Here is an 11,024-nt window from a genome sequence, read left to right as displayed (position 1 = left end):
TTACAGTTTCAATTCTACGCAAAGGGTTTTGTTGTTGAGGTCACAAAGGAATTTTTACGTGAGAATCTAGCTTTAATGTGGCGAAACCGGCTCTGTTAGAGCAACACTGGGGTTCTGTTCACAACAAACGTTAGAGAGGAAGACTTCATGGCACGCACATATGCTGCACAACTCGTCGAGATGCTCGAGGCCCAAGGCGTCGAGCGCATTTACGGCCTTGTGGGTGACTCCCTTAACCCCATCGTGGATGCGGTGCGCCGCTCCTCTATTGAGTGGGTCCACGTCCGCAATGAGGAGGCCGCCGCCTTCGCCGCGGAGGCGGATTCTCTCACCACCGGCAAGCTGGCCGTGTGTGCTGCCTCCTGCGGCCCGGGTAATACGCACCTTATCCAGGGGCTTTACGACGCCCACCGCAACGGCGCCAAGGTCCTCGCCATTGCTAGCCACATCCCATCGCGCCAGATCGGCTCGAAGTTCTTCCAGGAAACCCACCCGGAGGCCATCTTCCAGGAGTGCTCCGGCTACTGCGAAATGGTGAACTCTGCTGAGCAGGGAGGCGTTGTCTTGCACCACGCCATCCAGTCCACCATGGCGGGCAACGGCGTCTCCGTCCTCGTTATCCCCGGTGACGTCTCCATGCAAGAGGCAGAGGATGACACCTTTACTTCCTCGGCTATCTCCGCAGGACGTCCCATTGTCTACCCGGACCCAGCCGAGGCCGCTGCGCTGACCCAGGCCATTAATGAGGCCAAAACCGTCGCCCTCTTCGTCGGCGCCGGTGTCAAGAACGCGCGCGAGCAGGTCCTGGCCCTCGCGGAAAAGATTAAGGCGCCCATCGGCCACGCCCTGGGCGGCAAGATGTACATCCAGTACGACAACCCCTTCGACGTCGGCATGTCCGGCCTCCTTGGCTACGGTGCGGCCCACGAGGCTACCCACGAGGCCGACCTTCTCATCCTCCTGGGCACGGACTTCCCGTACAACGATTTCCTGCCCGATGCCAACGTGGCGCAGGTCGACATCGATGGTTCCCACATCGGCCGCCGCACCCGCATCAAGTACCCGGTGACCGGTGACGTGGCGGCTACCATCGAGAACATTCTGCCGCACGTCGACGAGAAGAAGGACCGCTCCTTCCTCGACACGATGCTCAAGAAGCACTACGACAAGCTTGAGCACGTCGTGGAGGCCTACACCTCCGGTGTGGAGAAGCACACCCCGATTCACCCGGAGTACATCGCGGACCTCATCGACAAGGAGGCTGATGAGGACGCCATCTTCACCGTCGATACCGGCATGTGCAACGTGTGGGGCGCGCGCTACATCACCCCCAATGGTCAGCGTGAGCAGATTGGCTCTTTCCGCCACGGCACCATGGCTAACGCCCTGCCCATGGCCATTGGTGCTCAAGCCGCGAACCCGGGCCGCCAGGTCATCAGCTTCTCCGGCGACGGTGGTCTCTCCATGCTCATGGGTGAGCTGCTCACCGTGAAGCTGCATAACCTGCCGCTGAAGACCGTCGTCTTCAACAACTCTTCCCTCGGCATGGTCAAGCTGGAAATGCTGGTCCAGGGCCTCCCAGAACACGAGACCGACCACGAGCACGTCAACTTCGCCCAGATCGCCGAAGCGGCAGGTATCAAGCATTTCCGCATTGAGGATCCGAAGGACGCGCCGCGCCTTATTAAGGAGGCCTTGGCTTATGAGGGGCCTGCGCTTATCGACGTCGTCACCGACCCCAACGCCCTCTCCCTCCCGCCGACGCTCACCTTCGAGCAGCTCATGGGCTTCTCCAAGGCAGCTACCCGCACCGTGTTTGACGGCGGCGTGGGCCAGATGCTCAGCATGGCGAAGTCCAACCTGCGCAACATCCCGCGTCCGCAGGACTTCTAGCGTGTGAGAGCGTTATGCCTTGGCGGGGTCCTTGACTGGGATAAGGACAAGAGCTCCCAAGAGCAGGACTAGGCCGATGGCGAGCACGCCGCCGCGGTCGCCTTGACCTATCACGGAGACGAAAACTCCGAACAGGAAAGGCGTTAGCCACGACACCGCACGTCCCGTCGTGGCGTAAAGCCCGAACATTTCACCCTCGCGGCCCGGCGGGGCAACGCGCGCCAAGAAGCCGCGCGCGGAGGCCTGCGCTGGGCCAACGCAGAGACAGAGGATAAGCCCGCAGATCCAGAACGCCGTCGCTCCCTGCGCGACGTACATCACCCCGGCCATGGTGGTAAGAATCGCCAGGCAGGTGAGGATAATGGCTTTGGGGCCGACGTGGTCGTCGATAAGCCCGCCCACCACCGCGCCAAGTGCGGCCGCAACGTTGGCGGCGACGCCGAACATGAGGACATCGCCAGGCGAAAGCCCATAGACCGAGACTCCCAGCACCGCACCGAAACTAAACACCGCCGACAGGCCATCGCGGAAGATGGCGGAGGCAAAAAGGAAGGCAAAGGCGTTGCGATCCTCCGACCACAGCGAGCGCAACGTTCGCCAGAGTTCGCGGTAGGACGCTGCCACGCCACCGGTCGTGTTACCCGACGGGGCAATCTCAGGCACGCGCAGCATCACCGGGATGGAGCTCACGCCAAACCACAGCGCTGCCAGCAGCGCTACGAGCCGGATATTCCAGCCGCCCTCAGTACTCAGCCCCAGTGCGCCGCCCTCGCCCGCTACAAACCCGAAGTAACAGATGAGCAGCAGCACAATGCCACCGAAATAACCCGCGGACCAACCTAAGCCGGACACGCGCCCCACGTTGTCCTCTGTGGCCACCTGGTTGAGTTGGGCAAAGTAGTTGACTTCCGCGAACTGGATGGTCACGCTGCCGACCGCCAAGCCGAGAAGGCCGAGCCAGAAGTACAGCGGCGCATCGTTGCGGATGAAGAATAAGCTGGCCATGACGAGAAACGTCAGCAGTGACCAGAAACCCAAGGCCCGCCGCCGCGTGCCTAACCGGTCCGAGCGCTGGCCCATAATCGGGGTGACCGCGAAGATGACAAGGCCCGCGACCGCCATGGACCACGACAACCACTGCGCCGGGGTGAACTGGGACTCGATCTGCTGGCCCACCGAATCGGTGAGGTAGACCGAGAAAATGAACGTCACCAGCACCGCGTTGAAGGCGGCGGAACCCCAATCCCACAGGGCCCAGGCAGCCACGGTGAGGCGGTCGGTGCGTTGGGAAACGTGCGTCATGCTTCGTTATCTTAGGCAAACATCCAGCGCCTCTCGGTTCACAGCGCACGTACAGACTACGCTCAGTACCTTGGGAAGGCGCAATGCCATACTCATTTCTTTGAATGAGATACTTGAACAGAGGCTGCGCCCCAGGTGCCCCGTCGTGGCATCGAGCTCAGCGGAGAAAGGATTTAAGCGGGACCATGGATGATTCCAAGGACATCAAGGTACTCGTCGTCGATGACGAGCCGAATATCGTTGAGCTGCTCACCGTTTCCCTGAAATTCCAGGGTTTCGACGTTCACAGTGCCAACTCCGGCAATGAGGCCTTGCGCATCGCTCGCGAGATTAACCCGGATGCCTACATTATGGACGTCATGATGCCCGGCATGGACGGCTTCGAACTGCTGGGCAAGCTGCGCAGCGAAGGCCTCGACGGCCCCGTGCTGTACCTGACTGCCAAGGACTCCGTCGACCAGCGCATCCACGGCCTTACCATTGGCGCCGATGACTACGTGACTAAGCCCTTCAGCTTGGAAGAGGTGATTACCCGTCTGCGCGTCATCCTGCGCCGTGGCAGTGCTACGGAAGACCAGGATGGCAGCGCCACCATGTCCTATGCTGACCTCACGCTCAACGATGACACTCACGAGGTCACCAAGGGCGGCGAAATCGTCGAGCTTTCGCCCACCGAATTCAACCTCCTGCGCTACCTCATGCAGAACCGTGAGGTGGTGCTGTCCAAGGCGAAGATTCTCGACAACGTGTGGCACTACGACTTCGGCGGCGACGGTAACGTGGTGGAGTCCTACATCTCCTACCTGCGGCGCAAGATCGACACCGGTGATACCCCGCTGATCCACACCGTGCGCGGCGTGGGTTACGTTCTGCGCATGCCCCGCTCGTAGGCTGAAGAGAGCATGAGCGATACCACCACGAACAACACGAACACGCAGGCTTCGGTTTCCGGGGGCACTCCCGTGCGCGAGAAGACCCAGCACCGTCGCATCCAGCGCCCCAAGGCCCTGCCGCTGCGCACGTGGCTGCTCGTGCTCATGGTGCTTGTCTCGGGCATCGGTTTGGCGATGTCCTCGCTGGCGGTCTCGTCGATTATGCGCAACGTGCTCTATACCCGCGTGGACACAGAGCTGAACGACGCCCTCCATTCCTGGGCCAGCAACCTCGACGAAACCTTCTACACCCAGGACCGCAGCCGCCGTCCACCGACGGATTACGTGGCGATTGCCTATTACCCCAATGGATCCGTGGTTTCCACAGGCCCTATGGCCGCCATCCCCGATGTCCGGGATGTCTACGTCGGCGGCGAACCCATGAGCGTTGCCTCGACGGAGGGCGACACCGAGTGGCGCGCGGTGGCCGCAGTAAAACCCGATGGTTCCGTGGTGGTTGTGGCCAAGGACATGACCACAGAGAACTCGATCCTTAAAGGCCTAGCCATCGTGCAAGTCATTATCGCCGCGGTGGTCATGCTCATCATCGCCATCGTGGGCATGTGGTTCATCCATAGGGCCTTGCGGCCGCTGCGGGTCGTGGAGAAGACGGCGTCACAAATCGCGGCCGGAAACCTCGATAAGCGCGTTCCGGAATGGCCGCTGCATACCGAGGTGGGGCAGCTCGCCGCGGCGCTCAACGTCATGCTGGGCCAGCTGCAGAACTCCGTGGTCGACGCGCAGGAGAAGGAGCAGCAGATGCGCCGCTTCGTTGGCGATGCGTCCCACGAGCTGCGCACCCCGCTGACGAGTCTGCGCGGTTATACTGAGCTGTACCGCTCGGGCGCGACGCAGGATGCGGAGTTTGTGTTCAGCAAGATTGACGCTGAGTCAAAGCGCATGTCTTTGCTGGTGGAAGACCTGTTGTCCCTGACCCGTGCGGAGGGCAACCGCCTAGATATGCGCCAGGTGGACATGCTGGAGCTGGTGCTTTCGGTGGGCTCCTCGGCGCGCGCGGCATTTGCCGGCCGCACCATCAACGTCAACAACGAGGCCACAGATATCCCCATTGTGGACGGCGATCCGGACCGCCTCCACCAGGTGCTGCTCAACCTTGTGTCCAACGGTATTCGCCACGGCGGGGAGGATGCGTCCGTCACGCTCACGCTACGGGACGATGAGGAGCACGTGCTTATCGACGTCTCCGATGACGGCAAAGGCATCTCTCCCGAGGATGCCTCCCACATTTTTGAGCGCTTCTACCGGGCGGATACCTCGCGTACCCGAGACACCGGTGGCTCGGGCTTGGGCCTGGCGATCGTGAAGTCATTGGTGGAGCAGCACGGCGGCTCGATCTCTGTGGAATCTGAGCTGGGCCGCGGCTCCGTCTTTACGGTGTGCCTGCCGAAGGCCGAGCAGGCCGACTAGCTGCGGTAGCCTTCCTCGTCGGTGCCGAGGTGCTGGCGGATGCGCGCGGCGGCCTCGTCCATAGCGGCAGGGTCGGTGGCGTCAGCGGCGAAGGCCTTGGTGAAGTCGTAGTCCTCCATCTTCTCCGCAGGGAAGAGGTGGATGTGGGTATGCGGAACATCGAAGCCAGCAATGATGTAACCGGCGCGTGGGGTATCGAAGGCGGTGCTGATAGCGCCGCCGATTTCTTGTGCGATGGCGTTGAGGTGTGCCCAGGTCTCAGGATCCAGATCAGTCCACTTATCAACCTCCTGCACCGGAACGACAAGGGTGTGGCCGTAGCGCAGCGGTTCGATGGACAAAAAGGCGACGCACTTCTCGTCGCGGTACACAAAGCGAGCGGGCAGCTCACCGTTGATGATCTTAGTAAATACAGAAGACATGGCCCCTAGGCTACCGCCAGTTAAGATGGACGGCATGCGCATACTCGTAATTGGCTCGGGCGGCCGCGAACACGCCCTGCTCACCGGCCTCAAAGCTGATCCTTTCGTGACCGATCTCCACATCGCTCCGGGCTCCCCGGCGCACGCGCAGCAGGCCACGGTCCACCCGGAGTACTCCCAGGTGGATGACCCTGCTCGCATGGTGGAGCTCGCCCTTGACATCGCTGCGGACCTCGTCGTCATTGGACCGGAGGTCCCGCTGGTCAACGGTGTGGCTGATGCCTTGCGGGAACGTGGGGTGGCGGTGTTTGGGCCGTCGGCAAGCGCGGCTCAGATTGAGGGGTCCAAGGCCTTCGCCAAGGACGTCATGGCGGTCGCCGGTGTACGCACTGCTCGTGCGGAACAGCTCGCGCCGGGCGTCGCGGAGGCCGACATTGAAGCGGCCCTCGACCGCTTTGGCCCGCACTTTGTGGTCAAGGATGACGGCCTCGCCGGCGGCAAGGGAGTGGTGGTGACCGAATCCCGTGCGGAGGCCCGCGCACACGTCGACGCAGTCCATGCCGCCGGCAACCCGGTGCTGCTGGAGTCCTTCCTGGATGGCCCGGAGGTCTCCCTCTTCTGCCTCGTCGACGGCGAGACCGTCGTCCCGCTTTTGCCGGCCCAGGACCACAAGCGCGCCTACGACAACGATGAGGGTCCCAATACCGGCGGCATGGGCGCCTACACCCCGCTGCCGTGGCTGCCGGAGGATGGTGTGCAGCGCATCGTCGACGAGATTTGTGTCCCCGTCGCCCGCGAGCTCGTTCGCCGCGGCACCCCATATTCGGGTTTGCTTTACGCCGGCTTGGCGTGGGGCAAGGAAGGCCCGGCCGTTGTCGAGTTCAACGCTCGTTTCGGTGACCCGGAAACCCAGGCGGTCCTGTCCCTGCTGAAGTCCCCGCTCGGAGAGGTCTTGAACGCCACCGCAACAGGCCGCCTCGCGGAGCTGGAGCCGCTGGAGTGGGAGGACGGCTACGCCGTCACCGTCGTACTCGCCGCGGAAGGATACCCGGCGTCCCCGCGCAAGGGCGATGTCATTACCTCCCCAGATCTCGAGGACCCCGCGATGATCCTGCACGCGGGTACTGGGACGTCGGAAAGCGGCGTGGTCTCCAATGGCGGACGCGTGCTCGACGTCTTGGGCAAGGGCACCACGCTCGAGGAGGCTCGCACGCACGCTTATGACGTCATCCGCCGCATCGAGCTGGACGGTAGCTTCTTCCGCACCGACATCGGTGCCCGCGCGGCAAAGGGCGAAATTAGTATCTAGTGCCCAGCGGCGTGGAATAATGAGCGACGTGGCTGAAAAGAAGAACATTTCCAACGTCCTGTCCGCTCGATACGCCTCCCCCGAGATGGCTGAACTCTGGTCTCCGGAGAACAAAATCATCCTGGAGCGTCAGCTCTGGATTGCGGTGATGACGGCGCAGAAGGACCTCGGCGTCGACGTGCCCGCCGAGGCCATCGCCGCCTATGAGTCTCAGGTCGACAACGTCAACCTTGCGTCCATCGCGGAGCGAGAGCGCATCACGCGCCACGACGTCAAGGCGCGCATCGAGGAGTTCAACGCCCTGGCCGGCTTTGAGCACATCCACAAGGGAATGACCTCGCGTGACCTCACAGAGAACGTCGAGCAGCTGCAGATTCTGCGCTCCCTGGAGCTAGTGCGTGATAAGGCCATTGCGGTGGTCTCGCGCATCGGCGAGCGTGCCGCGCAATACCAGACGCTGGTGATGGCTGGCCGCTCGCACAACGTGGCAGCGCAGGCCACGACCTTGGGCAAGCGCTTCGCTTCTGCCGCCGATGAGATGCTGCTCGGTATCGAGCGTGTGGAGTCGTTGCTGAGCCGCTACCCGCTGCGCGGCATCAAGGGCCCGATGGGTACCTCCCAGGACATGCTCGATCTCATGGGGGGCTCCGAGGATAAGCTCGCCGCACTGGAGACGCGTATTGCGGACTACCTTGGTTTCTCCCGCGTCTTTAACTCGGTGGGTCAGGTGTACCCGCGTTCCCTCGACTTTGACGCCGTCTCCGTGCTGGTGGAGCTCGGCGCCGCGCCATCCTCGCTGGCCACGACGATTCGCCTTATGGCCGGCAACGAGACCGTGACCGAAGGCTTCAAGGAAGGGCAGGTGGGCTCCTCCGCCATGCCGCACAAGATGAATGCTCGTTCCTGCGAGCGCGTCGGCGGCTTCCAGGTCATTCTGCGCGGCTACCTCACCATGGTGGCGGATTTGTCCGGCCAGCAGTGGAACGAAGGTGACGTCTTCTGCTCGGTGGTTCGCCGCGTGGCGCTTCCCGATGCCTTCTTCGCCCTCGACGGCATGTTTGAAACCTTCCTCACTGTGTTGGCTGAGTTTGGGGCCTTCCCGGCCATGATTGACCGCGAGCTGGAGCGCTACCTGCCCTTCCTCGCCACGACCCGCATCCTTATGGCGGCCGTGCGCGCGGGCGTGGGCCGCGAAACCGCGCACGAGGTCATCAAGGAAAACGCCGTCGCTGTCGCGCTTAACATGCGCGAGAACGGCGGGGAGCAGGACCTAGTGGAGCGCCTCGCTGCGGATGAGCGCCTCCCGCTCGATGCCGCCGCGCTTGCCGACGCCCTCTCCGACAAGCACGCCTTCATCGGCGCCGCCGAGTCCCAAGTGGCCCAGGTGCTCGGCCGTATCAAGGCCTTAACGGACCAGCACCCGCACGCCGCCTCCTACACTCCGGGCGACATTCTCTAGCTCCCCACCCTTGGCGGTACGTTTTCGCAGACAAGCCCTCTCAAACGTGGGGCGGGCGCTATTTACGAAAACGTACCGCGCTGGCCCGGTCCATGTACGTTTCGATCAAATAAGGTTCCCCAGATCGAATTTTCTGGCCCTTACTTGATCGAAACGACCATCTAGTCACTTTCAGCTTTATCCGGCGCGTTGTCTGCGCCCTTCGTCGCGGCCTCGAGGGCGCTGCGGGTTGTGCCCCAGGCTTGCCGGGCGCGGTTGGCTACGGTTTCGCGGGCTTCTAAGGTGCGCTGCTGCGCAACACCAGCGGCCTCGCGGGCGCGGGCTGTGCCCGACGCGGTGAGTTCGCGGGCAGCGTCGAGGTGGCGGACGGGCTCTAAGTCCTCCGTGCCTTCGACGACTAGGTTGGCAGCCTCGGAGAAATCACGAAGCTGGGCAAAGAAGCGGTTGACCTCCTGGACGGCGCGGGGAGAATTCCAGTCGATGGCCTTGCGGAACGTCGAGAAGCTGCCCAGCTCATGCGCCATGCGGGCAATCCCCGACAGGTTCTCCAACAACCGCGCCGCGCGCTTTTCGCGTGCCCTGGCAACAGCAGCGACGTAGTCCTCAGACACGTCGCCCTCCACGGACTCGACACGGTTGAGCTGCAGTATGTACATCTGGTTCTGCAGCTGCACGGTGCGGGCGAGCTCGTAGAGCCAGAAGCGCGCGTCGTCGTTGGTCTTCTGGAATGTCTCCTTGACCCTGCCGGGCGATGTTTTGGACTGCGCCATCCGCTCGGCCACCGCCGTGAGGTGCCGCAACACCCGGCCTTGCAGCTTGGCCAGGTCGGCGTTGAGATGCTGCACGGTGGCCCACTGCGTATCGGTAACCTTTTCAGTGCCCTCGAGCACGAGAGCGGCTTCGGCCAGCGTCTCTGCCACGCCGTCGAGCTCGCCCGCCAGCGTGTCCTGCTGGAAGCGCAGCACGGTATCGACCTTCGCATCAATGCGCTCCAGGTAGGTTTGCATCTGCGCCATCTGCTTCTCGACGGCCACCTGCTGCATCATCGACGCCAGCACCATCGGCGCCGCGGGCGTGAGCAATCCAGCTTTGTCAAACTTCACGTGCTTGAGAAGCGCGCCACCGTTGGCGGCTTTCGCCCCGCGCGGGGTGTCTTTCACACGGATGACACCAGCCCGGATATCGCCCGGCTTAAGTCCCAAGCGCTTGAGATACGCAGCCGATTCGGCGTCAAGCTTGAGCCACCGTCCCGACTCTTTCTGATAGTCCTCGATACCAGTGAGCACCTGGCCCGCGCGCTGGAGGAGGTGGGGAGTAATAGGGGAGGAATCAGTATTGCCAGAAACACGCTCGAGTTCAGCTTCGGGGCCGAGGACGAGGGCACCGTCGTCGCTTAGGACGACTGCCAGCTCGTCAGAACGAGGGTCCTCTGCCATTAGCCAAGCCCCGGTACGCGCAGAACCGGCAGCTCAAAGCCGCCGAAGGCACCGATCGACTTACCGTTGGAGGCGAGGTAGCCGCCAACCATAATCGCGGTGAGCGCCACCATCACGCCGATGACCGCAGCGCCCGTAGACGAGCTCTTCTCCTGCGTGGTCTCGCCCGGAATAGTCAGCTCCGGAACCTCTTGAATACCCTCTTCCGCGCCGCGTTCGCGCAGCTCAGCGACGCACTCTTCGAAGGCCTGCGACTGGGCCGCGTTGAAGGCGTCGACGGCTTTTTTCTCCTGTGCCTGGTTTTCCGCCAGGGCGGTGCGAAGCTTAGGGCTGAAATCGCTACCGGTCGACAGCAAAGGCGCCGGGCCCTTCTCAGCGCGGCCGGCTGCCGCATTGATGGAATACTCGGCGTCCTCAGGCAGCAACACCGACTCGTCTGCCACTAGCGCCTCTGGGGCAGAAGTGCCAACCAAGATGATGAGCATGTCTGCGCCGGTGTAGCCGGCCTTGCCCAGCGCCGCCACCGTCGCTGTATAACCCGGCGCCTTGCTCACGTCCCGTGAGGTGTACGCGGAAAAATCAAGCTTAGGAAACTGTGCCTGAATTTGCTCCGAGGTTTCGCGGATGGTGTTGATGTAGCCTTCGCGGACGTCGCGAGCCAGCTCGCGATCCGACGCCGACGCCGACATTGAGCACAGCCACTGGCCGTGGGCGGACTCGCGCACGGAGACGTCGGCTGCGTGCGCAGCGGGCGCAGACAAGGCGCCGCACACCAGCGCAGCGGAGGTCACAAGAGAGGTCACGCGAGTGCGCATGATGGTCTAACTCCTCGGAATAGGGACG

At 62.9% G+C, this 11,024-nt stretch carries 9 protein-coding genes; 5 read left to right on the top strand and 4 right to left on the bottom strand.

Annotated elements, in window-relative coordinates; genetic code table 11:
* The first annotated feature begins 147 nt into the window (after nucleotides 1-147).
* Nucleotides 148-1,893, top strand: a complete 1,746-nt coding sequence (locus I6J26_RS04170; RefSeq protein WP_115023556.1) for a pyruvate dehydrogenase — start codon at nucleotides 148-150, stop codon at nucleotides 1,891-1,893.
* Between the two features lie 12 nt (nucleotides 1,894-1,905).
* On the opposite strand, the gene I6J26_RS04165 is transcribed toward I6J26_RS04170, so the two are convergent.
* The gene (locus I6J26_RS04165) at nucleotides 1,906-3,195 is read right to left on the bottom strand and encodes an MFS transporter (RefSeq protein ID WP_115023554.1); all 1,290 of its coding nucleotides are present in this window, start codon (nucleotides 3,193-3,195) and stop codon (nucleotides 1,906-1,908) included.
* Nucleotides 3,196-3,380: 185 nt separating this feature from the next.
* Here I6J26_RS04165 and I6J26_RS04160 point away from each other — a divergent pair, with 185 nt between their 5' ends.
* Both I6J26_RS04160 and I6J26_RS04155 read left to right on the top strand, forming a co-directional pair.
* The gene (locus I6J26_RS04160; protein WP_115023552.1) at nucleotides 3,381-4,085 is read left to right on the top strand and encodes a response regulator transcription factor; all 705 of its coding nucleotides are present in this window, start codon (nucleotides 3,381-3,383) and stop codon (nucleotides 4,083-4,085) included.
* A 12-nt stretch (nucleotides 4,086-4,097) separates the two neighbouring features.
* On the top strand, nucleotides 4,098-5,555 hold the full coding sequence (locus I6J26_RS04155) for a sensor histidine kinase (protein ID WP_115023550.1): 1,458 nt from the start codon (nucleotides 4,098-4,100) through the stop codon (nucleotides 5,553-5,555).
* On the opposite strand, the gene I6J26_RS04150 is transcribed toward I6J26_RS04155, so the two are convergent.
* The gene (locus I6J26_RS04150) at nucleotides 5,552-5,977 is read right to left on the bottom strand and encodes an HIT family protein (RefSeq protein ID WP_115023548.1); all 426 of its coding nucleotides are present in this window, start codon (nucleotides 5,975-5,977) and stop codon (nucleotides 5,552-5,554) included. The two genes, I6J26_RS04155 and I6J26_RS04150, sit on opposite strands and share 4 nt — an antisense overlap.
* A gap of 34 nt (nucleotides 5,978-6,011) precedes the next feature.
* Here I6J26_RS04150 and purD point away from each other — a divergent pair, with 34 nt between their 5' ends.
* Both purD and purB read left to right on the top strand, forming a co-directional pair.
* Nucleotides 6,012-7,286 carry a phosphoribosylamine--glycine ligase gene (gene purD / locus I6J26_RS04145; RefSeq protein WP_115024468.1) on the top strand — a complete coding sequence of 425 codons (1,275 nt, stop codon included), beginning with the start codon at nucleotides 6,012-6,014 and terminating at the stop codon, nucleotides 7,284-7,286.
* Between the two features lie 19 nt (nucleotides 7,287-7,305).
* Nucleotides 7,306-8,745, top strand: a complete 1,440-nt coding sequence (gene purB, locus I6J26_RS04140; RefSeq protein ID WP_115023546.1) for an adenylosuccinate lyase — start codon at nucleotides 7,306-7,308, stop codon at nucleotides 8,743-8,745.
* Nucleotides 8,746-8,906: 161 nt separating this feature from the next.
* Here the strand turns inward: purB and I6J26_RS04135 are convergent, their stop codons facing one another.
* Both I6J26_RS04135 and I6J26_RS04130 read right to left on the bottom strand, forming a co-directional pair.
* On the bottom strand, nucleotides 8,907-10,181 hold the full coding sequence (locus tag I6J26_RS04135; RefSeq protein ID WP_115023544.1) for a hypothetical protein: 1,275 nt from the start codon (nucleotides 10,179-10,181) through the stop codon (nucleotides 8,907-8,909).
* On the bottom strand, nucleotides 10,181-10,996 hold the full coding sequence (locus tag I6J26_RS04130) for a serine/threonine protein kinase (protein WP_115023541.1): 816 nt from the start codon (nucleotides 10,994-10,996) through the stop codon (nucleotides 10,181-10,183). The genes I6J26_RS04135 and I6J26_RS04130 overlap by 1 nt, the downstream gene beginning before the upstream one ends.
* Nucleotides 10,997-11,024 lie beyond the last annotated feature (28 nt).

Origin of the sequence: Corynebacterium minutissimum (assembly GCF_016889765.1) — a bacterium.
GTDB lineage: Bacteria > Actinomycetota > Actinomycetes > Mycobacteriales > Mycobacteriaceae > Corynebacterium > Corynebacterium minutissimum_B.
Note: the sequence above shows the minus strand (reverse complement) of the source record. Positions and strands in the feature narration are given on the sequence as shown.

Bases quoted from the DNA above. Each gene is read 5' to 3' on its own strand.
- I6J26_RS04170 (WP_115023556.1), top strand. From the start codon at position 148: ATGGCACGCACATATGCTGCACAACTCGTCGAGATGCTCGAGGCCCAA.
- I6J26_RS04165 (WP_115023554.1), bottom strand. From the start codon at position 3,195: ATGACGCACGTTTCCCAACGCACCGACCGCCTCACCGTGGCTGCCTGG.
- I6J26_RS04160 (WP_115023552.1), top strand. From the start codon at position 3,381: ATGGATGATTCCAAGGACATCAAGGTACTCGTCGTCGATGACGAGCCG.
- I6J26_RS04155 (WP_115023550.1), top strand. From the start codon at position 4,098: ATGAGCGATACCACCACGAACAACACGAACACGCAGGCTTCGGTTTCC.
- I6J26_RS04150 (WP_115023548.1), bottom strand. From the start codon at position 5,977: ATGTCTTCTGTATTTACTAAGATCATCAACGGTGAGCTGCCCGCTCGC.
- purD (WP_115024468.1), top strand. From the start codon at position 6,012: ATGCGCATACTCGTAATTGGCTCGGGCGGCCGCGAACACGCCCTGCTC.
- purB (WP_115023546.1), top strand. From the start codon at position 7,306: ATGAGCGACGTGGCTGAAAAGAAGAACATTTCCAACGTCCTGTCCGCT.
- I6J26_RS04135 (WP_115023544.1), bottom strand. From the start codon at position 10,181: ATGGCAGAGGACCCTCGTTCTGACGAGCTGGCAGTCGTCCTAAGCGAC.
- I6J26_RS04130 (WP_115023541.1), bottom strand. From the start codon at position 10,996: ATGCGCACTCGCGTGACCTCTCTTGTGACCTCCGCTGCGCTGGTGTGC.